The organism is Actinokineospora spheciospongiae (assembly GCF_000564855.1).
Classification (GTDB): Bacteria; Actinomycetota; Actinomycetes; order Mycobacteriales; family Pseudonocardiaceae; genus Actinokineospora; species Actinokineospora spheciospongiae.
The window spans coordinates 1-20,839 of sequence record NZ_AYXG01000148.1 but is presented as its reverse complement, the minus strand read 5'-3'; the positions used below and the strand labels follow the sequence as shown (position 1 = coordinate 20,839).

Here is a 20,839-nt window from a genome sequence, read left to right as displayed (position 1 = left end):
CCCTCAGGTGCGGCGCAGGACCACCAGGGCGATGTCGTCGTCCTTGTCCCGGCCGAAGGTGGCCAGGAGGCGGCGGCAGACGGCTTCCGGCTGCTCACCGGGGTCCATGGACGCGCGGAGGGTCTCCAGGTCGTCGTCGAGGGGAACGGCCCGGCGCTCGACGAGCCCGTCGGTCATCAGCACGATCGTGGAGCCCTTGGGGAACGCGATGGTGGTGGCCTCGGGCCGGGGGACCTCGATGCCGAGGATCGCGCCGGGCAGGGGCAGGTAGGCGGCGTGCTCGTCGTCGATGAGCAGGGGCGGGATGTGGCCCGCGTTGGCGATGGTGGCGGTTTCCGCCGCCAGGTCGAGCAGGATCAGGCACAGCGTGGTCAGGCCGGTGGGGTGAAAGCGGCAGACCATCGCGTTGAGCAGGGCGATGATCTCGGTGGGGGTGTGGCCCTCGATGGCGTAGGCGCGCAGGGCGTGCCGGACCTCGCCCATGACCGTCGCCGCCTCGATCGAGTGGCCGGTGACGTCGCCGATGGCCACCAGCACACCGGTGTCGAGCTCGGTGACCTCGTAGAAGTCGCCGCCGACCTGGGCGACGCTGGAGGCGGGGACGTAGCGGGCGGCCATGGTGAGGCCGGGCACGACCGGCAGGCGGCTCGGCAGCAGGCTGCGCTGCAGCGACAGGGCGATGTCGTGCTCGTCGGTGTAGGCGAGCAGGCCGCGGGCGGCGACGGCGGTGGTCTGGCCGAGCTGGATCAGCAGGTCGCGTTCCTCGCCGGTGGTGACCGCCGCCGCGGGCAGGGCCACGCAGGTGGCGGGCTGCTCGGGGTCGGTGTGCACGACGGCGGCGGTGACCTCCGCCGCGGGCCACTGCTCGCCGGGGTCGGTGAAGGTGACCAGTTGCACGGTGTTGGTGGGGTCCAGTGCGGACCGCGGTGGCCCCGGGGTGGCCCGCCACTGCGGCACCAGCGGGTCGGGGTGCTCGGCCCGGGTGGTGACCGGCCTGTCCGGCCCCTCGCCGCAGCCCCACAGGTGCGCGCCGCTGGGCAGCACGACCAGGACCGTCACCGGCTGGCCCAGGACCGCCGTCGCCCCGCGCACCGCGGCGGCGAGCAGGGCGGGGAAGGTGCGGGCGGTGTTGATCTCCAGCCCGGCCTCGGTGAGCCTGCTCAGCCTGCCCGCCAGGTTCTCCGCCGCCGCGCGGGCCCGGTAGTAGCGCAGCGCCGCCTTCACCGTGGCCTGCAACTCGCCGGGATCGATCGGTTCGCTGAGGTAGGCGTCCGCGCCCCGGGTCAGGCCGGTGGCGCGGTCGCCCGCCTCGACGTGGCTCGCCGACACGTGCACCACCGGGATCGCCGCGGTGGCCGCGTCGCCCTTGAGCACCTCGCACACGTCGAAGCCGCTCATGTCCGGCAGGTTCACGTCCAGGATCACCAGGTCGACGACCTCGTCGCGGACGGTGTCCAGGGCGGCGCGGCCGGTGGCGGCCTCCAGCACCTCGTGCCCGGCGCGGCGCAGCCAGCCACCGGTGATGTAGCGGTTGGCCTCGGTGTCGTCGACCACCAGGATGCGCGCGGGGGCGTCCGGGTCGACGCGGTTCACAGTCGTCACAGGTCCGCCAGTGCTCGCCGGATCGCCTCCCGGACCGAGTCCGTCGAGAGGCGGGACTTGTGCAGCGTGGCCACCGGTGCCTCCTCGCCGTCGTCAGACGGTACCGCTTCCGCCGCGGACAGCGCCACGACGGCGATCCCCGCCGCGACCAGCGCGTCCAGCAGGGCGTCCGCCTCGGGGGGCGCCAGGTCGAGCACCACCAGCCCGGGCCGCTCGGAGGTGACCGCGGCGGCCAGGTCGGCGGGGGCGACCGGGACGCAGGGGCCGTCGCCGAGCGCCGCCACGACGCTGGTCAGGCGACCGCGCAGGGTGTCGTCGTCGGTGACCACCAGCACCGTGCCGACGTCGGGCAGCGGCTCCGGGCTGGGCAGCCGCACGGTCACCTCGGTGCCCACCCCCGCCTGGCTGCTCAGCTCCAGCGAGCCGCCGAGCACCTGCGCCAGGGTGCGCGCGTACGGCAGGCCGAGGCCGGTGCCGGGGCTGCGCGCCTGCAACGGGTTGGGCACCTGGTGGAACTCCTCGAAGACGTGGTCGAGGTGCTCGGCGTCGATGCCGATGCCGGTGTCGGTGACCCGGAACACCCAGTCGCCGCCCGCGTCGACCTCGACCGCGACGCGGACGCTGCCCCGCTCGGTGAACTTGAGGCTGTTGGAGACCAGGTTGCGCAGGATGTGGACGAGCAGCTTCTCGTCGGTCACCAGCGTCGCCGCGGGTGCCTCGACGAAGACCAGGTCGACCCCGGAGGTCGCGGTGGCCACGAACATGTCCCGCACCTGCGCGAACAGCAGCCGGGGGTCGACCGGGGCGAGGACCGGGACCAGCCTGCCGGACTCGGCCTTGGCCACGTCCAGCAGCTCGTTGACCAGTGCCAGCAGCCCCGCCCCCGAGCGCTCGACCAGCTCGAGCTGGCGGCGCTGGTCGTCGGTCAGCGGGTCGGCGCCGGGGCCCAGCAGCAGCCGGGCCAGGCCGACGATGGCGTTGACCGGGGTGCGCACCTCGTGGCTGACGTTGGACCAGAACCGGTTCTTGGCCGTGCTGGCCCGGTTCAGCTCGATCGTCTTGTTGTCCAGCTCGGCGTAGAGGGCGACGACACCGCGGTTGGTCTCCTCCAGCTCCTCGGTGAGCTGGCTGTAGAGCGCCATCACGCCGCGGTTGGTCTCCTCCAGCTCCTCGTTGACGTGCACCAGCTCGCGGCGCTTGGCCTCCAGGGCGTCCAGCGTCGCCAGCAGTTCCTCGTTCTGCGTCCGCAACTCGTCGGCGGCCTCCCGGCCGGTGAGCGCGTCCACCACCTCCCGCAGGCGGGTCAACTGCTTGCCGCTGAGCGCGGGGGCTCCCGGCGGCAGGTTCTTGGTGACGGTGATGGTCAGCGCGAGGTCCGCCTCCTCGGCGGCGAACTCGTCGAGCAGGCGCTGCGCGGTCTTCCAGCCCGGCTGGTCGGCCTCGTTCCCCTTGGCCGCGGTCCGCAACCGCACCCGGAGCGCGTGGTCGGTCACCTCGAACTCCACCACCAGCGGCACCTCCCCGGTGAGCAGGATGCGCCCGAGGTCGCTGAGCGCGGTGGCCACCCTGATCCGGTCCTGGAACTCCAGCCCCACCGCCGCCGCGACCTCCCGGCCGCACTGGCGGAGCTGGAACACCGACTGCCCACCCGACAGCGTCAGCCGCAGCAGGCTGGTCGGCTTCCCCCCGGCCGTCATGCCCGCTCCGCCCGGGCCACCAGCACGCTCGCGTCGTCGCGGCGCACCCCGGCGTCACGCAGCAGGGTCAGCGCGACCACCAGCGGCGGGTGCGCGCCCAGGCCGGGGGCCAGCTCCCACCGGTCGGTGAGCCCGTCGGAGTGCAGCACCACCACCGCGCCCGGTGGCAGCGGGTACTCGAACATCCGCACCGAGCGGGCCTGGTACCCGGCGATCCCGGGCAGCGACACCATGCCGCGCCTGCGCTCGGCCACCACCGACCCGCCGATATTGCCCAGGCCCGCGTAGCGCACCACACCCCGGTCCTGGTCCAGTTCGGCGACGGCCACCGCCCCGCCCCGGCTGCCGGACATCGCCTCGTGCAGGCGGCGCACCATCGCGTCCGGCGCGGTCGGCGCCGAGCCCAGGAACGCCCGCACCGCCAGGGCGGACGCGGTGGCCGCGAGCGGGCCGTGCCCGGACCCGTCGCACAGCAGCAGCCCGAGCCTGCCGCCGTCGCGGCGGACCGCGTAGGCGTCGCCGCAGGCCCCCTCACCGGTCATCGGCCTGGTCACCCCGGCGAACGGCTCCCGCGGCACCGGCCCGGGGCCCGGGGTGAACAGCGCGGTCAGGACCGTGCCGTCCGGGCCGGAGCGCACCGCGGTGGCGTCGGCGAGCCTGCGCACCGCGCCCAGCCCGATGCCCAGCGTGCCGGTGGTGGAGTGCCCGTCGAGGAAGGCCAGCCCGGTGCTCGACATCCCCGGGCCGTGGTCGACGGTGGCCACCTCGACCGCCGAGGTGTCCCCGGTGCGCACCTCCCGCAGCAGCAGCGAGCCGCGGTCGGCGTGCTTGTGCAGGTTGGAGGCCAGTTCCATCGTCGCCAGCCCGACCTCGGCGCCCCGGCTGCCGGAGAACCCCAGCCGCTCGGCCAGGGCCGCCGCGGCCCGGCGCGCGGTGCCCGCGGTGACCCGGTCGTCGATCCGGAACCAGGCGACATCCTCGGTCACCGGGGGCTCGGCGGTCACCGCGACCACTTGACGATGGTCACCGTCGTGCCCCGGCCGACCTCGGTGTCCAGGGTGAACTCGTCGACCAGCCTGCGGCTGCCGCTGAGGCCCAGGCCCATGCCCTTGCCGCTGGTCCAGCCCTCGGTCAGGGCCAGGTCGAGGTCGGGGATGCCAGGACCCTCGTCGATGAACCGGGCGCGGATGCCGACCCGTCTGCCGTTGGTGGGCATGTCGATCACGACCCGCCCGCCGCCGCCGTAGGTCAGGGTGTTGCGGGCCAGTTCGCTGGCGGCGGTGACGACCTTCGTCTGGTCGACCAGCGACAGCTTGGCCTCCTGTGCCCTGGTGCGCACCAGTTGCCTGATCCGCACGATGTCCTCGTCCGCGCCGATCGGCAGCTCGATCGCCGCCGCGGCGGTCACCGGTCGACCGGCTGGTCGTCGTCGGCGCGGCCGAGGACGTCGGAGCGGGTACCGCCGATCTGGCGCAGGATCGCCAGGCCCTTCTCCAGGTTGAGCGCGGTGCGCACGTTGCCCAGCGTCAGCCCCAGCTCCACCAGCGTGATCGCCACCGCCGGGCGCATGCCGACGACCACGGTGGTGGCGTCGAACAGCCGCGAGGTGGAGGCGATGGTGGCGAACATCCGGCCGATGAACGAGTCGACGATGTCGACCGCGGAGATGTCGATGACCACACCCCGGGCGCCGGTGTCGCAGATCTGCTCGGACAGGTCTTCCTGCAACGCGAGCACGTCGCGGTCCTGCAGGTCGATCTGGATGGAGACCAGCAGCACGTCGCCGATCTTGAGGATGGGGATGCGCTCCACGTCAGCGCCCGGTCCGACCGCGCACCACGTCGACGCCCGAGCGCCGCAGCGCGTGCAGCAGCGCGTCGGCCAGGGATGCCTTGGTGGTGATGTCGCCGAACTCGATGCCCAGCTCCACGATGGTCTGCGCGATGTGCGGGCGGATGCCGGAGATCGTGCACTCCGCGCCCATCAGCCGCGCCGCGGTGGCGGTCTTGAGCAGGTACTGGGCGACCTGGGTGTCGACCGCCAGGACCCCGGTGATGTCGATGATGGCGTGCTCGGCGCCGGTGTTGACCAGCGACTCCAGCAGCTTCTCCATCACCACCTGGGTGCGCCCGGAGTCCAGCGTGCCGACCAGCGGCACCGCCAGCACCCCGTCCCACAGCTTGACCACCGGCGTGGTCAGCTCCAGCAACTGCGCGGCCTGCTCGTCGATGACCTCCTCGCGGGCCTTGGCGTAGGCCTCGAACGTCCACAGCCCCAGCGCGTCGAGGAGCTGGGAGACGGTCACCAGCTCGGCGATGCCCGCGCCCTCATCGCCCTCGATCACCTCGAACACGGCCCGCTTGAGCGAGAAGACGCCGGTGGCGGTCTCGGTCGGGGTGAAGCCCGCCCGCGCCCGCCGCCGCGACAGCTCCGAGAGCAGCGCCCGCACCTCGGCGTACGCCTCGTCGTCGACGTCGCGGCTGCCGGTCTCGACCGCCGCCAGGAAAGCCTCGAACAGCTCGCCCAGCTCGCGCTCCAACTCGGCCCGGCTGACCCGGCCGCGCAGCGGTGCGGCGGTCAGCTCCACCCAGCGCTCGGTGAGGGACCGCGCGGACGATCGCAGCAGCCCCGAGATCCCGTCGTCGCGCCCTGCCGCAACCGTCATCAACGCCTCCTCGAACCTTCGACTCGCGGCAGCTTAGCCTCGCCCGCTCCGGCCGCACCCGGTGCCGCGCCCGTGTCCGCGCGGGGCCGGTCGCCGGGGTCGCGCCGCGGTGCGGCGTCGAGGGTGACGCGCCCGCCGGGAGGTAGGGTGGGACGTCCGGTATCAGCTCACACGGCGATTGCCACGCGCTTGTGCTGTTCACCCGATGTGCACCGTAGGGCGTGGGATGGGGTTGGCGATGGGTGGTGGCCGCGGTCCGGACGTGCGGCTGCGCGTGCTCGAGGCGATCACCGACACGGCGCTGCGGGACCTGGACCTGGACAAGCTGTTCGAGGTGATGGTGTGGCGGGTGCGCGAGCTGTTCGCCGTCGACACCGCGACCATCCTCCTGCTCGACGTCCGCGGTGAGCAGTTGGTGGCCAAGGCGACCTCGGGCCTGGAGGAGGAGGTCTTCCAGGGCGTCCGCATCCCGGTGGGGACGGGGTTCGCCGGGCGGGTCGCCCGGGAGCGCGAGCCGGTGGCGCTCGACCACGTCGACGAGTCCACGGTGGTCAACCCGCTGCTGTGGGAGCGGGGCCTGCGGGCGCTGCTGGGCGTGCCCATGGTGACCCAGGGCGAGGTGGTCGGGGTGCTGCACGTCGGCAGCACCACACCCCGCCGGTTCGCCGACGAGGAGGTCGACCTGCTGCAACTCGTCGCGGACCGGCTGGCGATGGCCGCGCACACGCACCGGTCGCGGTCGGAGCGGGCCGCGGCGGCCATGTTGCAGGACAGCCTGCTGCCCGGCCTCCTGCCGACCTCCCCGGACTGGGACCTGGCCGCCCGCTACGTCACCGGGGCCGAGAGCGGCGTCGGCGGCGACTGGTACGACGTGTTCGACCTCCCCGGCGGGCGCATCGGCCTGGTCGTCGGTGACGTGGCGGGCAACGGGCTGGCCGCGGCCATCGTCATGGGGCGCCTGCGCAGCGCCCTGCGCGCCTACGCCCTGGAGTTCACCGACCCCGCGGAGGTGCTGGGCAAGCTCGACCGCAAGGCCACCCACTTCGCGGGCCACGGCATGGCCACGGTCGCCTACGCGGTCGTCGAGACGGCGACCGGCCGCATGGACCTGGCCCTGGCGGGCCACCTCCCGCCCCTGATCGCCGTGCCGGGGCGGGAGACCGCGTTCGTCGACGCCCCCCTCGGCCCGCCGGTCGGCTACGGCCTGGCCATCACCGGGCGCCGCAGCGCCCGCGCCGACATCCCGTTCGGCGCCCTGATCGCCTTCTACACCGACGGCCTGGTCGAGCGCCGCGAGCTGGACCTGGACAGCCGCCTGGAAACCCTCCGGCGGGTGGTGACCCCGGTGTCGCCGGAGCGGGCCTGCGTCCGCATCATGGCCGCCCTCGTCGGCGACCGGCCCGCCACCGACGACATCACGCTGCTCGCGATCCGGCACAAGCACGCGTCCGAGCCCGACCGGGCCGCCGCGCCCTGGATCACGTCCACGCCCTGAGCCCCGTCGGCGGCGTGGGCACCGGCCGCCGTGGGCGGTTCCCGCACCGCGAGGTGGGGCCGGAATGACCTCGGCTCCCTTTCCCCGGAGATCTGGGCGTGCCCCTCGCTCCCGGCTTTCCGCGCCTCCGCCGACGGCGGGGCGGAGAAGTGTCGGAAGAATCAGGAGGTGCGAATGGTATCCCTGTGGGTGACGACGAAAAATAACTCCGGGCGAGCCGTTCGGCTCGCCCGGAGTTCTAACGCTTTTCGCGATCCCGCTCAGTGCGGATCACGGCGACACAGACCCGGTGTGGGTCAGTTGTCCCAGTCGCCCGCGCTGGAGGCGATCTCCGCCGACGAGGCGCCGTTGGGGCCCGCCACGTTCGAGGACCACAGGAAGGCGGCGCCCTGGTCGTCGCCGTCGTAGTCCTCGTCGTCGTCGTTGTTGTAGTTGCCGTGGTGGTTGTGGTGGTGGGGGTGGTCGTCGCCCGCGTAGGCCGCGACCGTGTTGCTGCTGGCGCCACCCGGACCGGTGGCGACCTGCTGGCGCAGGTAGAAGGCGTTGCCCTCGTCGTCGACGGCGCTGACGACGCGGTCGGCGTACGTGCCGTTGGGGCCCGCCGTGGCCGAGCTGGCGCTGTAGTCATCCGCGAGGGCCATTCCGGCCGCACCGACCGTCAGCGGGATCGCGATGAGGCTGCCGACGACCATCCGCGTGATGCTTCGCATTGTTGTCTCCCGATGTTGTAGGTATTCAGTATTAAGTGCCGCCGTTCTCGGCCTGCGCTATTGAAACTACCTGCGCGACTCGGCGGCGCAAGTCCTCTTTCCTGGTCTTCATCCGGACGTGTGAGAATCGGGTGAGGTCCTTGATCGACGTTTAACCCGCGAAAATGCGTTGTCTTCCGGATTCCCGGCACCCCGCCGGAATGGCGCGGGCGCGGCGGTGCGGCCCGGCCCCGGTGGCGCCGCGGTGCCCGGCGCCGCCGTCGCCCCGACGCGACCGGGCGCGGGCCTGTTACCGTGCGTCCACAGCCGACCGGGTGGCTCCCCGACACCCGCGAGCCGGTGTCCCGGCCCCCGGGACGATCTGTGAGGTTGTGCGGTGGACGTCCCGGAGCCGGTCCTGCCGCCGGCGGACGACGCCGAGGACATCTACGAGCACGCCCCCGTCGGCCACCTGTCCACCCGACCGGACGGCCTCATCGTCAAGGTCAACGCGACACTGCTGCGCTGGCTGGGTCGCACCCGCGCGGACCTGGTCGGCAGCCGCCGCTTCGCGGACCTGCTCCCGGTCGGCGACCGGATCTACCACGAGACGCACCTGTCCCCGCTGCTGCTGGTGCACGGCGAGGTCAACGGCATCGCCGTGCAGGTCAGGACCGCCGACGGCGCCCGGTTGCCGGTGCTGCTGACCGCCACCGTCAAGGCAGGCGCCGACGGGAAGCCGCTGCTCATCCGCATCACCCTGTTCGACGCGCGCGAGCGGCGGGCCTACGAGGAGGAGTTGCTGCGCGCCCGCAAGGCCGCCGACTCCGAGCGCGACCGCGTCCAGTGGCTGGCCACGACCCTGCAGAGCACGCTGCTGCCCCCGGTGCTCGCCGCACCGCCGGGCACGGAGGTCGCCGCGCACTACCACCACGCCAGCGCCGACGAGGTCGGCGGCGACTTCTACGACCTGTTCCCGCTCACCGAGCACCGGTGGGGGCTGTTCCTCGGCGACGTGTGCGGCAAGGGCGCGGAGGCGGCGGCGATCACCTCGCTGACCCGCTACACCCTGCGCGCGGCGGCGGTCTACAACACCGACTGCGCCGCCGTGCTGACCAACCTCAACACCGTGCTCAACCAGGAGAGCGGCAGCCTGGCCCGGTTCTGCACGGTCATCTTCGGCCTGCTCACCCCCGACGGCGACGGCTACGCGGTGACCCTGGCCAGCGGTGGGCACCCGCCCGCGCTGCTGCTGCGCGCCGACGGCACCGTCGACTACCTGCCCACCCCGGGCGGGCAGCTCATCGGCGTCCTGCCGGAGGCCACCATCACCACCGTCACCGTGCACCTGGGCCCCGGCGACACCCTGCTGCTCTACACCGACGGGCTCACCGAGGCCCACACCGGCCGGGACCGGGAGCGCTACGAGGAGGCCGCCCTGCTGACCTTCGCGGCGGGACTGGCCCCCAGCACGGCGCCCGCCGTCGTCCACGCGGCGCGCCGCCTGCTGGCCGACTTCGGCGCGGGCCTGGAGGACGACGCCGCGGTCCTCGCGATCAGCGTCCCGGCCGCCCCCGCGCCGCCGGGGTGAGGCCGCGCGGGCGATAAGTGTGCACCCGGGCCGCCTGGGTACCCGATCGAGGTCACCGTCCTCCTCGCGTCGCGTCGAGTGGCGATCACAGAGAGGAGAACCATGTCGACCCCGACATACGAAATGCAGCTCGACTCGCCCGACCCGCCCTCGCTGGGCACTGTCCGCGACTGGTCCCGCCGGGTGCTGGAAGGTCTGGACCCGACAACCCTCAGTGACGTCGAACTGGTCATCACCGAACTCGCCACGAACGCCCGCGAGCACGCCACCGGCCCGCGCAGCGTCCGCCTGGCCCGCGAGGACCACACGATCCGCGTCGAGGTGGACGACGCCACCCCGGGTTCCGTGCCGGTCGAGCGCGCCCTCTCCACCTCCGCCCACCGCGGCCGGGGCCTGCTGCTCGTGTCGAAGCTCTGCGACTGCTGGGGCATCCACCGCCACCTCGCGAGCAAGACGGTCTGGGCGCGGCTGAACTCCGCAGGCTGAGCGCGGCCCGGCCCCCGGCTACTTCGTGGGGGACACGATCACCGGTGAGCCCTGGGGGACCGGGAGCACCTGCACCTTGCCGTCCTTGATGGCCTGGTTCACCGCCTGCTGCTGCTGGTACTGCTGGTAGGCGACGATCCCGCCCGGGAACGAGGCCGCGGCCTGCTTGTCGACCTCCACCGCCTGCCCGCGCAGCTCGGCGGCCTGCTTCTCGGTGAGCCCCTGCACCAGCGCGGCCTGGATGCCCGGCTTCTGCAGCAGCACGCTGTTGATGGTGATCAGGTCCACGCCCTGGGTCAGCGACCGCAGGATGTCCGGCAACTGCTCCAGGACGTCCTTCTCCCACTGCGCCTTCGCGGCGGTGTCGGTGTAGAGCTTCTGCCACGGGTACTTGAGGGCCTCGTTGTCGGTGGCCCGGTCGAGGGCGGCACCGACGTAGTTGCGCAGCAGCTCCGACCAGCCCTCCTCCATCTGCTCGCCGCCGTCGGTGGGGGCGGCCTCGTACTTGTAGGCGATCAGCTCGTGGAACATCTGCAGCTTCCCGCCCGGCCACACCTTGCCGGTGGGGTCGGTGAACTGGGCGCAGTCGGTGTTGAGGGTGAACTTCACCGTGCCCGTCACCTTGATCTCCTGGGAGTCCTGGGTGGTGGACGTGAGCGCCGCGGCGTCGAGCCCCTCGCCGTCGCCGAAGGTGAAGTCCCGCTGGCCGGAGGGGTAGTAGTAGTGGTCGTCGTTGACGTCGGAGACGTCGCGGGCGGTCTCGCACTCGACGAACTTGCGGGAGTCGAACGGGCCCGCGCCGTACTGCAGGGACACCTCGCTGGAGGTCGGGTTGGCGATGGAGCAGCCCACCAGCAGGAGGGCCGGGATCAGCAGCGACGGGGCTAAGGCGCGGGTTCTCACTTGGCGGGTTCCGTTCGTCCGGCGTTCGGGTCGCGAGGGTGGCCCGCACACCGGCGGAGGACGGGGACGACCACGATCACCCCGATGGCGGCCTGCGCGGCGGCTTTCGGGTCCACCTGTAACCCCGGGTGCGGACGCGGGCCAGTGTGGCACAGGGCGTGTCCGGCCCGGGGTGGATTCCGCGCACCGCCGCCCACTCGGACCACCGGCCGCCGGTCGCGTTCGGGACGACCCCGGACGGGCCCGGCTACGGTGGTGGGGTGTTCACCGAAGGGGACCGCGCCGCCCGATCCGGCCGGGCCCGCGACGCCGCCGTGGCCGCCGCGCGCGGGCTGGGCCTCACGGTGCGCGACGCGCGGGTGCTGCACGACGTGTTCTCCGTGGTCGTGCGGCTCGACCCGGCGCCGGTGGTGGCCAGGGTGCCGGTGGTCGTCCCGAGGGCGGTCACCCCCGCCGTGCGGGCGGGTTACCAGCGGGCGGAACTCGCCGTGACGGCGTGGCTGGCCGGGCGCGGCGCGCCCACCGTCGTCCCGAGCCCGCTCGTGCCCGCCGAACCGGTTCGCCACGGCGGGTTCGCGATGACGTTCTGGGAACGGGTCGACGGCGTCACCGAGTCCACACTGGACCTGCCCGAGCAGGTCGCGCTGACCGCCCGGCTGCACTCGGTGCTGCGCGACTACCCGGGTGAGCCGCGCCTGTTCGCGGCGCTGGAGCATGGCGTGGAGGACGGGTTCCACCAGTTGGCCGACCGCCCGGACCTGCTGGCCCCCGAGGACGTCGACCGCGCCCGGCGGGAGTGGGCGGTCCTGGGCCCGCTCACCACCTCCGCGGACGCGTTCCGGGCCGAGTTCCCCGACGCCACCCTCCAACCGGTCCACGGCGACGCGCCCTACCACAACCTGATCGAGACCCCGGACCGCGTGTACCACTGCGACTTCGAGCACGTGATGCTCGGCCCGGTCGAGTGGGACCTGACCCACGTCGGCGCGCGGGCGCTGGCCGCCTACGACGCCGCCGCTGCCCCGCTCGGCCTGCGGCCTGCCGACCCCCGCCTGCTGCGGGCCATGGTGGCGCTGCGCGACCTGCAGATGCTCAGCTTCCTGGCCCTGGCGCCGGAAATGCCGCTCCTGGTCGAGGGCTTGCAGCCGATGGTCGCCGAGTGGCGCGGGAGCGAGTTCGCGGGGGGCCTCGGTTGATCCCCCGAACCCACCCCGTGCTGTCGGGCCCGGGGATCGTCGTCGCGGACGGTGGGCTGGCCACCGAGTTGGAGCGGCGGGGCAACGACCTGTCCGACCCGCTGTGGTCGGCCCGGCTGCTGGTCGACTCCCCGGCGGAGGTCGTGGCCGCCCACGCGGCGTACTTCCGGGCGGGCGCGCGGATCGCCACCACCGCCAGCTACCAGGCGAGCTTCACCGGTTTCGCCGCCCGGGGTCTGGGCTTCGACGACACCGCGGCCCTGCTCCGCCGCAGCGTCGAACTCGCCGACGCGGCCCGGCAGGAGGTCGCGGGCGACGGGGGGCAGCGCTGGATCGCGGCATCGGTCGGGCCGTACGGCGCTGTGCTCGCCGACGGTTCGGAGTACCGGGGCCGCTACGGCAAGACGGTCGCGGAGTTGCGGGCCTGGCACCGCCCGCGGCTGGAAGTCCTGGCCGGATCGGGCGCGGACCTGCTGGCGGTGGAGACCGTGCCGGACGTCGACGAGGCCGAAGCCCTGGTCGACCTGGTGCGGGAACTCGGCGTGCCCGCCTGGGTGAGCTACACCGTCGACGGCGACCGCACCCGCGCCGGGCAACCGCTCGACGAGGCGTTCGCGGTGGTCGACGGCGTGGACGAGGTGATCGCGGTCGGCGTCAACTGCTGCCGCCCGCAGGACGTGCCCGGCGCGATCCGCACCGCCCGGCGGGTCGTGGACAAGCCGGTCGTGGTCTACCCCAACAGCGGCGAGGACTGGACCGGCACCTGGACCGGTGCGGCGCGCTTCGACGCGGCGGCGGCGCGGGGGTGGGCGGCCGATGGGGCGTCGGTGATCGGCGGGTGCTGCCGCGTGGGCCCGGAACTCATCGCCGGGGTGGCCGACCTCCTCCGCGCCGAGCGGCCCGGCTGAACGCGCGATCCCCCGACGCGGGGCGTCGGGGGATCGGCTCGCGCGAGGTCCGCGAGGTCGCCGGGAACCACGCGCGCGGTCAGAAGATGAGTACCGCCAACAGGATCAGCCCGAGGACCACGGCGATGACCGTGGGGATCAAGGCGGGCGAGCGGCGGTAGTGGCTCTGCACCGTGGTGGTGCGGAACCAGCTCCCCGGCAGGCGGCGGCGGTGCTGTTGAACCCGAGGCATGTCTGCTCCAACCCTGGTGCGTCCGGTACGCGATCACAGTTCACGTACCCCCTGTCGGTGGCGATGACACGTGTGGGTGACCCGTGGGTGCGATCAACGGCACCGGGCGGTGCTCCTCCGGCAGGGTTGACCTGCCCACGGCGGGGTATTTCTGTGGCATGGCCGAAGTGACGAGAGACGTCGATGCCCCGGTGTCCCAGGTGTGGGGCGTCATCGCCGACGGGTGGAGCTACGCCGGGTGGGTGGTCGGTGCCTCGCACATCCGCAAGGTCGACGCGGGCTGGCCCGCCCTGGGCACGCGCATCCACCACAGCGTGGGCGCGTGGCCGGTGACCATCGACGACACCACCGAGGTGGTGCGGGTCGACCCGGGCCGCATGATCGAGCTGACCGCCCGCGCCTGGCCGACCGGTGAGGCCCTGGTCCGGTTGGAACTGGAGCCCCAGGGCCCGGCGCGCACGCGCATGCGGATGGTCGAGCAGGCCCGCAGCGGTCCCGCGCGGCTGCTGCCCAAGCCGGTGCAGGACGCGCTGCTGAAACCGCGCAACGTCGAGGCGCTGAGCAGGCTCTCCGACCTCGCCCTGCGCCGCAGCGGGGACTGACCGCAACACCGTCCACAGCGAACTCGGCGCTCGTCCCGATCCACCGGGACGAGCGCCGAATCGCGTTGCGGGCAGGAGGATCAGGCGTGCAGCGCGCGTTGGACCCCGCGCATCCCCGCCCGGTACAGCGGGCCGTACCAGGAGCGGGACGCGAGGGCGGCGCGGGCGGCGTTCGCCCCGGCGGAACCGTGCACCCCACCGCCCGGGTGAGCGGAGGCGCCCGCGAGGAACAGGTTCTCCACCACGGTGTCCGGCCGGGACAGCCCCGGGGTCGGGCGGAAGATCAACTGCTGGTGGATGCCCGAGGTGCCCTGGTTGATGGCACCCTCGACCAGGCTGGGGTTGGCCCGCTCCAGGTCCGCCGGGCCCGCCACCGACCGGCCGATAATCAGGTCGCGGAACCCGGGGGCGTGCCGCTCGATGAGCGCCTCGAACTCCTCCGCCTTCGCCGCCAAGCGCTGCGCGGACCACTGGTCGTCGCGCGGCACGTGGGTGTAGGCCCAGGCCGTCTCGGTGCCCGCGGGGGAGCGGGTGGGGTCGGCGGTCGTCATCTGCCCGAGCAGCAGGAACGGGTGCTCCGGAACCCGGCCGCGGTCCAGGTCGTTGTTCGCCGCGGCCAAGCCGTCCAGGTCGACCCCCAGGTGCACGGTGCCCGCCCCGGCCGCGTCCCGGGAGCGCCAGGGGATCGGCTCCGACAGCGCCCAGTCGACCTTGATCGTGGCGTCGTCCCAGTCGAACCGGCGCAGGTCGCGCACCAGGCTGGCGGGCAGCAGGTCCGCGCCCACCAGGTCCAGCAGCAGCGCCGGGGCGGGCACGTCGGCCACGACCGCCCGGGTGGCCCGGACGTCCTCGCCGTCAGCGGTGCGCACGCCGAGCGCGCGACCGCCCGCCACGTGCACCTTCGTCACCGGCCGACCGCACTCGACCCGCCCGCCCTTGGCCCGCAACCGGGCCACCAGGGCGTCGATCAACCCGCCCGCCCCACCCCGGGGAACGGGGAAGCCGACGTCCTGGGCCAACATGCTCAGCAACCAGCCGAACACCGCGCTGCCCGCCTGGTCCGGCCCGAGGTCGGTGTGCTGGGCGTTGCCCGCCAGCAGCACCCGGGCGCCCTCACCGCCGAACACCTCCTGCCCGAACCGCCGCGACGGCATGGTCAGCACCCGCGCGTCGCGCAGCGCGCCACCCAGGCCGAGGGTGCGCAGCAGACCCAGACCCGCCCGCACCGGGGGGAACGGGCGCAGCACGGCTGCCAGCAGGTCCTCGCGGATGTCGAGGTAGTGCCGGAACAACCCGCGCCACGCCTTGCCGTCACCCGCGCTGAACGCGTCGACCGAGGCCGCCGTCCGCTCCACGTCGCGCGACAGCACCGCCACCCGGTCGTCCGGGAAGAGGTGGGCGAGCACGTCGGGTGCGTGCTCCCAGCGCAGGCCGTGGGCCTCCAGGTCCAGTTCGCGCAGCACCGGGGACGCCGCGCCCAGCGGGTAGAACGCGCTGAACAGGTCGTGCCGGAAACCGGGCACGGTGAGTTCGGCCGTCTTGACGGCGCCGCCCGGCTCGGCCGCCGCCTCCAGTACCAGCACGTCCCAACCCGCGTCCGCGAGCAGGTTCGCGGCGACCAGCCCGTTGGGGCCCGCACCGATCACGACCGCGTCGACCACGGTTCTCCCTTCACAGGTGTCCGCTCACTGGTCGTCGCGGACCTTCCGCCGGTGGCTGGTGTCGCAGAGCGGGAAGGTCTTGCTGCGCTTGCAGGTGCAGACGGCGACCATGAAGCGGTCGGAGTGCACGACCTTACCGTCCGGGGTGCGCAGGTCGACCGGTCCTTCCACCAGCACCGGACCGTCGAGCTCCAGGGACACCTGTCGCGTCGGCTTCGCCATGGGCTTCCTCTCCCGGGAGCGGGTCACAGGGGCAGCAGGAGCGAGGTCCCGCCGGAGTTCCAGGCGCCGAGGACGTGATCGGCGAAGTCCTGTTCCAGCAGGTCGGTCGCCTGGATGCCGAAGACGACGTCGGCGGCGAGTTCCGGTTCGGCCTCGACCAGGCCGCCGACCACGTCGTGGCGGAGCACCTGCTCGTGCACGGCGTCGGCCTCGACGTGCTCGGTGTAGAAGAAGCGGCACGCGGCGGGGGCGTCGAAGCGGGCGAGGGCCTTGTCCATCCGCTGCGCGCTGGGGCCGGTGGTGATCTCGGCGGCGGCGAAGTGCCCGACGAGCGCCCCCCGCAGGCGCCGGTGCAGGCCGAACATCGACATCATGTTGACCGTGGCCAGCGTGGCGGCGGGCACGTGGTCGACGTAGTGCAGGTAGCCCGCGTCCAGACCGGCGGCGGTGAGCAGGTCGGCGTACAGCCGCGAGTGCATCCGGTCGGCCCGGCCGCCGCCGTACTCGTCGAACTCCACCGCCACCAGCGCGGCCTTGGCGACCCCGGAGAGCCGGGGGATGACCCAGGCGTGCGGGTCGGCCTCCTTGAGGTGGTAGATCGAGCGGTGCGCGAACAACTCCCGCATCTGCTCCCAGGTGCCGTCGGCGACCAGGTGGTGGCTCAGACCGCTGCCCGGCAGGTGCTCGACCAGCAGGTCGTCGAACTCGCCCGCGATGTCCGCACCACCGCTCACCCGGTCGCGCAGCGCACCCTCGAACAGGGCTTCCAGCCGCGCCCGGAAGCCCAGTAGCTCCGGGTCCCACTCCCACCGGGGGTCGACACCGGGGAAGCCCTGGTAGTGCAATTCGTAGCAGAGGGCCAAGGCGAGTTGCAGGTCCGCGCCCAGCGGGTCGGCGTCCCCCGGCGTCGGGAGCGCGGTGCCTGCGGGCTCCCGCAACACCTCGGCGACGGCCTCGGACAGGGGTCCGCGCGCCGCGGGCAGTCCCGAGGTGCGCACGTCAAGGATTGTCACGGTCTCTCCAGCCCCGTCGGTGTACTCCGTCCGCAGTGGATACCCCGCGCCCGCGGGCGGCAATCGCCGAACGCGTCATGGTTTGCCCCGGGGGCATCACGGGAACAGGTGGCGCCGCGACACCCGTCGGTGGGCGATCGGTGCCTGCCTGTGCTCGGGGTGTCGGTGTGGGGAACCGGGCGGTCCGATCGGGGTGTGGGTTCCGGCGCGGTCGGGTATGTCTGGTTTCGTGATGAACGACGGGGTCGACGCGGCCGAGGTGTTCCCGGAGCTGCGCACGAAGCTGCGCGTGGAGTTCTCCGACGACGACGATCCGGTGCTCATCCGCGAGGACGGGAGCGCCGTCGAGACCTGGCGGGAGAACTACCCGCTCGACGAGCGCATGACGCGGGCGGAGTACAACCACACCAAGCGCCTGCTGCAAATCGAACTGCTGAAGTTGCAGTACTGGGTCAAGGACACCGGCGGGCGCATGGTCATCGTGTTCGAGGGGCGCGACGCGGCGGGCAAGGGCGGGACCATCAAGCGGTTCACCGAGCACCTCAACCCCCGTGGCGCCCGGGTCGTGGCACTGGGCAAGCCGACCGACCGCGAGCAGGGGGAGTGGTACTTCCAGCGCTACGTCACCCACCTGCCCACCGCCGGTGAGATCGTCATGTTCGACCGGTCCTGGTACAACCGCGCGGGCGTGGAGCGGGTGATGGGCTACTGCGACCAGGAGCAGTACGACCGGTTCATCCGCCAGGCGCCCGCCTTCGAGCGGATGCTCGTCGACGACGGGGTGCTGCTGGTCAAGTTGTGGTTCTCGGTGTCGCGGGCGGAGCAGCGCACCCGGTTCATCATCCGCCAGGTCGACCCGGTCCGGCAGTGGAAGCTCAGCGCTAACGACATCGAGTCCCTGGACCGGTGGGACGCCTACACCAAGGCGAAGGTGGAGATGTTCCGCGCCACCGACACCGAGCAGGCGCCGTGGACCGTGGTCAAGAGCAACGACAAGAAGCGCGCCCGCGTCGAGGCGATGCGCAGCGTCCTGGCCCGCTTCGACTACAGCGACCGGAACCCGGAGACCATCGGCAGCCCGGACCCGCGCATCGTCGGCCCGGCCGCCACCCTGCTGGAGGCGGGGGAGGACGACACCGACCTGACCCCGACCCCGCTGGCGGCGGGCCCGGCGGCCGACCACGGTCCCGGCGAGCACCCCGGACGGCGGGTCCACGCGGGTTGATTGGCGGTGCGGGCCGCCGCTTCGGCGATTGTCCACATGATTTCCACCCGGTCAGCGAATCGCACACAACGAAGGCCCGACGCCGGGGCGTCGGGCCTTCGTCGGAGTTCGGTCAGGGTGGAGCCGGACCTCCGGGGGCCGGTCAGTACCAGAGCTGGTTGCCGCCGATGTAGCAGTCCCACATGCCCACCGGGGCACCGTTGTTGTTGTTGTAGTTCAGGATTTCCAGGCACCGGCTGTTGTACAGCGACCGGATGTCCGCACCCAGGGAGTACCACTTCTGGTTGGGGCCGCCGTGGCAGTCCCACATGCCCGCGGGGAGCACCGTCGGCGCCTGGTACCTGGCCTGGTACCTCAGCGCCTACCACCGCCAGCGCGGTCACCTGCACGAGGACGTCGCCGTCTGGCGGCTCGACCTCGGCGCCGCCACCCGCCTCGGCGACCCGGCCCGGGAACTCGTCGCCCACCGCGGCCTCGGCTCCGCGTGCGCCAGGGTCGGCGCGCACGCCGAGGCTCTGGAACACCTCAACCGCGCCCTCGCCCTGGCCAGGGACACCGGCGACACCACCCAGCAGGCCCACACCGACCGGGCACTGGCCCAGGTATGGCACCAGCGCGGCGAGAACGAACGGGCCCTCGACCACAGCACCCGGGCACTGCGCCGGTACGCGGCGGAGGGCAACCCGGCCCGCGAGGCCGAGGCGCTCAGCGACACCGGCTGGTACCTCGCCCTGCTCGGCCGCTACTTCGAGGGGAGGGTGGCCCGCGAGGCGGCCCTGTCCTGGTTCCGCCGCCACGGCCACCGCAGCCGCGAAGCCGCCGTCCGCGACACCCCGGGCGTCATCGCCCGGTGCACCGGCAGGCACGGCGAAGCCCTCGACCACCACCGCCACGCCCTCGACCTGCACCGCCTGCTGGGCGACAGCCACGCCGAGGCCGACACCCTCGACCACCTCGGCCACGCCCACGCCGCCCTGGGCGGGCGGGCGCAGGCGGGGGAGAGCTGGCAGCGGGCACTGGAGCTGTACCGCTCCCAACACCGCGAACGGGAAGCCGAGCGCGTCGCGGACCAACTCGGCGCGTGACCCTCAGACCGCCGACGGGCCGCGGCGGGGATCGACGTGGACCTTCGGCCCGGGACCGGCCCCCACCGGGCGCCACCCGGACAGCACCCGACCCACCTGGTCGAGCCCGACCGTGGCCGCGACGAGGTCACGCGGGTCCACCGCCCCGGAGGCGTAGGCGTCGATCGTGGCCGCCAGCGCGGGGGACGCGCCCAGGACGCCCACCGCGGTCACGTCCTTGAGCGCCAACACCCGGGTGTCGACCGCGCTGGGCGAACCCGCGAGGCCGATGTAGACCACCCGCTTGCCCGGCTCCACCAACTCCACCGCCAGAGCGGGCAGCGCCGGGGAGTTCGAGGCGTCGACCACGGCGTCGAACGGCACCGGGGGCAGCGCGTCGGCGGTCCACACCCCGGCGAACCCCATGCCGCGCGCGAAGGTCTGGTCGCCGCCCGCCGGACCCACCAGGTGCACCTCGACGCCGCGCGCCCGGGCGAACCGGGCGACGAGCAGCCCGATCGTCCCGGGGCCGAGCACCAGGAGCCGGTCACCCGGCCGCAGGTCGGCGGCCAGCACGGCGCGCAGCGCGTTGCCCCCCGGCTCCACCAGGGCACCGAGGGCGGCGTCGACGGAGTCCGGCAGCCGGTGCAGCGCGGTCACCGGGACGGCGAGCCGCTCGGCGAGGGCACCGGGGAACCCACCCCGCACCCCGATCTCGAAGCGGTCCGCGCACACGTGGTGGCGCCCGTCGAGGCACCGGTGGCAGCGCCCGCACCCGAGCATGGTGTCCCCGGTGACCCGGCGCCCCAGCCACACCGGGTCCACCCCGCCGCCGACGGCCGTGACGGCGCCGCACCACTCGTGGCCCAACCGCATCGGGTAGGCGGCGTCCCCGGTGTGCAGGTAGCTCATCTCCCCGGTGAAGAACTCCACATCGGTCCCGCAGACCCCCACCCGCTCCACGTCCACCACCACCTGCCCCACCCCGGCGACGGGATCGGGCACGTCCAGCACCTCGGCACGGCGCGGACCGGTGACGACCAACGCCCTCATCGCGCGCCGCTCACCCGTCGCCCGCCGGGATGGTGGACATGCTCCACCAGTCGTCCTCGGATACCGGCTGGAAGAGGTGTCGAGCCGCCATCGGAGGAGCGACCAGGTTTTCCGGATCTCCGGCCAACACCTTGCTGACAATGGTTCCGCGGACCAGGCCCGCGAGGAATTCCACCGCCCCGCAGTCGAACTCCTCGACGACCGGGAAGAGTTCATCGCACCGCCAGATGCCTCCGTTGGACACGGCGACGGTCCACTTGTCGGGGGACTGGCCGGGTTTGCGGACCCACAACAGGACCTCGCGGGCTGTCCGAGCCCAAGGAATCATCCCCCCGGGTTCAGGGTGGATCGGGTGCGGGACGTCCTCGGGGTGCTCGTCCCGCCAGTCGCGCAACTCACGCATCTCGGTGCTGAACTGGTACAGGTAATCCAGTTTGCCCGCAACGGTGTGCGGTGGCATCACGATGGCCTCGCCGAGGTGCAGGTTGGCGGCGTTGAAGGTGCCGGGTGCGAAGGTGGCGAGCAGTTCCTTGTA

General features: G+C 73.1%; 22 protein-coding genes and 1 pseudogene. 8 read left to right on the top strand and 15 right to left on the bottom strand.

What is annotated here, in order from left to right; all coding sequences use genetic code 11:
• Positions 1–3: 3 nt before the first annotated feature.
• Genes UO65_RS19880 through UO65_RS19855 form a run of 6 tightly spaced genes read right to left on the bottom strand, consistent with a single transcriptional unit; the run spans position 4 to position 5,964 of the window.
• Positions 4–1,602: a fused response regulator/phosphatase gene (locus UO65_RS19880; RefSeq protein ID WP_035284826.1), complete on the bottom strand. Its 1,599-nt coding sequence runs from the start codon at positions 1,600–1,602 to the stop codon at positions 4–6.
• Entirely contained in the window at positions 1,599–3,299 is a 1,701-nt protein-coding gene (locus tag UO65_RS19875; RefSeq protein ID WP_035284823.1) for a sensor histidine kinase, read from the bottom strand. The genes UO65_RS19880 and UO65_RS19875 overlap by 4 nt, the downstream gene beginning before the upstream one ends.
• Positions 3,296–4,312, bottom strand: coding sequence for a SpoIIE family protein phosphatase (locus UO65_RS19870; RefSeq protein ID WP_052021389.1), 1,017 nt, complete (start codon positions 4,310–4,312; stop codon positions 3,296–3,298). Before UO65_RS19870 ends, UO65_RS19875 begins: the two co-directional genes overlap by 4 nt.
• On the bottom strand, positions 4,300–4,707 hold the full coding sequence (locus UO65_RS19865) for an anti-sigma regulatory factor (RefSeq protein ID WP_035284820.1): 408 nt from the start codon (positions 4,705–4,707) through the stop codon (positions 4,300–4,302). Before UO65_RS19865 ends, UO65_RS19870 begins: the two co-directional genes overlap by 13 nt.
• On the bottom strand, positions 4,704–5,111 hold the full coding sequence (locus UO65_RS19860) for an STAS domain-containing protein (RefSeq protein WP_052021388.1): 408 nt from the start codon (positions 5,109–5,111) through the stop codon (positions 4,704–4,706). Before UO65_RS19860 ends, UO65_RS19865 begins: the two co-directional genes overlap by 4 nt.
• 1 nt (position 5,112) lies before the next feature.
• Positions 5,113–5,964: an STAS domain-containing protein gene (locus UO65_RS19855; protein ID WP_063935977.1), complete on the bottom strand. Its 852-nt coding sequence runs from the start codon at positions 5,962–5,964 to the stop codon at positions 5,113–5,115.
• 226 nt (positions 5,965–6,190) lie between these two features.
• Between UO65_RS19855 and UO65_RS19850 the strand changes: the two genes are divergently transcribed.
• Entirely contained in the window at positions 6,191–7,459 is a 1,269-nt protein-coding gene (locus UO65_RS19850; RefSeq protein WP_233427762.1) for a PP2C family protein-serine/threonine phosphatase, read from the top strand.
• 296 nt (positions 7,460–7,755) lie between these two features.
• On the opposite strand, the gene UO65_RS36870 is transcribed toward UO65_RS19850, so the two are convergent.
• Entirely contained in the window at positions 7,756–8,169 is a 414-nt protein-coding gene (locus UO65_RS36870) for a hypothetical protein (RefSeq protein WP_161784490.1), read from the bottom strand.
• A gap of 376 nt (positions 8,170–8,545) precedes the next feature.
• Between UO65_RS36870 and UO65_RS19840 the strand changes: the two genes are divergently transcribed.
• On the top strand, positions 8,546–9,739 hold the full coding sequence (locus tag UO65_RS19840; protein ID WP_063935976.1) for a PP2C family protein-serine/threonine phosphatase: 1,194 nt from the start codon (positions 8,546–8,548) through the stop codon (positions 9,737–9,739).
• Between the two features lie 102 nt (positions 9,740–9,841).
• On the top strand, positions 9,842–10,225 hold the full coding sequence (locus UO65_RS19835) for an ATP-binding protein (protein ID WP_063935975.1): 384 nt from the start codon (positions 9,842–9,844) through the stop codon (positions 10,223–10,225).
• 18 nt (positions 10,226–10,243) lie between these two features.
• Here the strand turns inward: UO65_RS19835 and UO65_RS19830 are convergent, their stop codons facing one another.
• Positions 10,244–11,128: an SPFH domain-containing protein gene (locus tag UO65_RS19830; protein ID WP_035284812.1), complete on the bottom strand. Its 885-nt coding sequence runs from the start codon at positions 11,126–11,128 to the stop codon at positions 10,244–10,246.
• Positions 11,129–11,388: 260 nt separating this feature from the next.
• Between UO65_RS19830 and UO65_RS19825 the strand changes: the two genes are divergently transcribed.
• Together UO65_RS19825 and mmuM are read left to right on the top strand one after the other, a co-directional pair.
• Positions 11,389–12,324 (top strand): aminoglycoside phosphotransferase/kinase family protein, encoded by a 936-nt coding sequence (locus UO65_RS19825; protein ID WP_035284875.1) that lies wholly within the window; start codon positions 11,389–11,391, stop codon positions 12,322–12,324.
• Positions 12,321–13,232 (top strand): homocysteine S-methyltransferase, encoded by a 912-nt coding sequence (gene mmuM, locus UO65_RS19820; RefSeq protein ID WP_233427761.1) that lies wholly within the window; start codon positions 12,321–12,323, stop codon positions 13,230–13,232. The genes UO65_RS19825 and mmuM overlap by 4 nt, the downstream gene beginning before the upstream one ends.
• Before the next feature lie 79 nt (positions 13,233–13,311).
• On the opposite strand, the gene UO65_RS37485 is transcribed toward mmuM, so the two are convergent.
• Positions 13,312–13,464, bottom strand: a complete 153-nt coding sequence (locus UO65_RS37485; protein WP_181399938.1) for a hypothetical protein — start codon at positions 13,462–13,464, stop codon at positions 13,312–13,314.
• Positions 13,465–13,622: 158 nt separating this feature from the next.
• Between UO65_RS37485 and UO65_RS19815 the strand changes: the two genes are divergently transcribed.
• A complete protein-coding gene (locus tag UO65_RS19815) occupies positions 13,623–14,066 on the top strand; it encodes an SRPBCC family protein (protein ID WP_035284808.1) in 444 nt (147 codons plus the stop codon).
• Positions 14,067–14,146: 80 nt separating this feature from the next.
• Here UO65_RS19815 and UO65_RS19810 read toward each other — a convergent pair whose 3' ends face one another.
• The 3 genes from UO65_RS19810 to UO65_RS19800 are packed head-to-tail and all read right to left on the bottom strand — an operon-like array spanning position 14,147 to position 16,962.
• Positions 14,147–15,727 (bottom strand): phytoene desaturase family protein, encoded by a 1,581-nt coding sequence (locus tag UO65_RS19810; RefSeq protein ID WP_035284807.1) that lies wholly within the window; start codon positions 15,725–15,727, stop codon positions 14,147–14,149.
• Positions 15,728–15,751: 24 nt separating this feature from the next.
• Entirely contained in the window at positions 15,752–15,949 is a 198-nt protein-coding gene (locus UO65_RS19805; protein ID WP_035284805.1) for a CDGSH iron-sulfur domain-containing protein, read from the bottom strand.
• A 23-nt stretch (positions 15,950–15,972) separates the two neighbouring features.
• Positions 15,973–16,962 carry an iron-containing redox enzyme family protein gene (locus UO65_RS19800; RefSeq protein WP_035284804.1) on the bottom strand — a complete coding sequence of 330 codons (990 nt, stop codon included), beginning with the start codon at positions 16,960–16,962 and terminating at the stop codon, positions 15,973–15,975.
• Positions 16,963–17,194: 232 nt separating this feature from the next.
• On the opposite strand from UO65_RS19800, the gene ppk2 reads away from it, so the two are divergent.
• A complete protein-coding gene (gene ppk2, locus UO65_RS19795) occupies positions 17,195–18,187 on the top strand; it encodes a polyphosphate kinase 2 (RefSeq protein ID WP_035284802.1) in 993 nt (330 codons plus the stop codon).
• A 142-nt stretch (positions 18,188–18,329) separates the two neighbouring features.
• Here ppk2 and UO65_RS19790 read toward each other — a convergent pair whose 3' ends face one another.
• On the bottom strand, positions 18,330–18,512 hold the full coding sequence (locus UO65_RS19790) for an RICIN domain-containing protein (protein ID WP_035284801.1): 183 nt from the start codon (positions 18,510–18,512) through the stop codon (positions 18,330–18,332).
• On the opposite strand from UO65_RS19790, the gene UO65_RS19785 reads away from it, so the two are divergent.
• Positions 18,496–19,272 (top strand): tetratricopeptide repeat protein, encoded by a 777-nt coding sequence (locus tag UO65_RS19785; protein ID WP_052021386.1) that lies wholly within the window; start codon positions 18,496–18,498, stop codon positions 19,270–19,272. The genes UO65_RS19790 and UO65_RS19785 overlap by 17 nt on opposite strands.
• 3 nt (positions 19,273–19,275) lie before the next feature.
• Here UO65_RS19785 and UO65_RS19780 read toward each other — a convergent pair whose 3' ends face one another.
• Together UO65_RS19780 and UO65_RS36865 are read right to left on the bottom strand one after the other, a co-directional pair.
• Positions 19,276–20,304, bottom strand: coding sequence for a zinc-dependent alcohol dehydrogenase (locus tag UO65_RS19780; RefSeq protein WP_035284799.1), 1,029 nt, complete (start codon positions 20,302–20,304; stop codon positions 19,276–19,278).
• 10 nt (positions 20,305–20,314) lie between these two features.
• A pseudogene (locus tag UO65_RS36865) lies at positions 20,315–20,839 on the bottom strand (hypothetical protein); the annotation flags it as partial.

What these genes read in the sequence shown, in the direction of transcription:
- UO65_RS19875 (WP_035284823.1), bottom strand. Translation starts at nt 3,299, where the DNA reads ATGACGGCCGGGGGGAAGCCGACCAGCCTGCTGCGGCTGACGCTGTCG.
- UO65_RS19855 (WP_063935977.1), bottom strand. Translation starts at nt 5,964, where the DNA reads ATGACGGTTGCGGCAGGGCGCGACGACGGGATCTCGGGGCTGCTGCGA.
- UO65_RS19850 (WP_233427762.1), top strand. Translation starts at nt 6,191, where the DNA reads ATGGGGTTGGCGATGGGTGGTGGCCGCGGTCCGGACGTGCGGCTGCGC.
- UO65_RS36870 (WP_161784490.1), bottom strand. Translation starts at nt 8,169, where the DNA reads ATGCGAAGCATCACGCGGATGGTCGTCGGCAGCCTCATCGCGATCCCG.
- UO65_RS19835 (WP_063935975.1), top strand. Translation starts at nt 9,842, where the DNA reads ATGTCGACCCCGACATACGAAATGCAGCTCGACTCGCCCGACCCGCCC.
- UO65_RS37485 (WP_181399938.1), bottom strand. Translation starts at nt 13,464, where the DNA reads ATGCCTCGGGTTCAACAGCACCGCCGCCGCCTGCCGGGGAGCTGGTTC.
- UO65_RS19815 (WP_035284808.1), top strand. Translation starts at nt 13,623, where the DNA reads ATGGCCGAAGTGACGAGAGACGTCGATGCCCCGGTGTCCCAGGTGTGG.
- UO65_RS19805 (WP_035284805.1), bottom strand. Translation starts at nt 15,949, where the DNA reads ATGGCGAAGCCGACGCGACAGGTGTCCCTGGAGCTCGACGGTCCGGTG.
- ppk2 (WP_035284802.1), top strand. Translation starts at nt 17,195, where the DNA reads ATGAACGACGGGGTCGACGCGGCCGAGGTGTTCCCGGAGCTGCGCACG.
- UO65_RS19785 (WP_052021386.1), top strand. Translation starts at nt 18,496, where the DNA reads ATGCCCGCGGGGAGCACCGTCGGCGCCTGGTACCTGGCCTGGTACCTC.
- UO65_RS19780 (WP_035284799.1), bottom strand. Translation starts at nt 20,304, where the DNA reads ATGAGGGCGTTGGTCGTCACCGGTCCGCGCCGTGCCGAGGTGCTGGAC.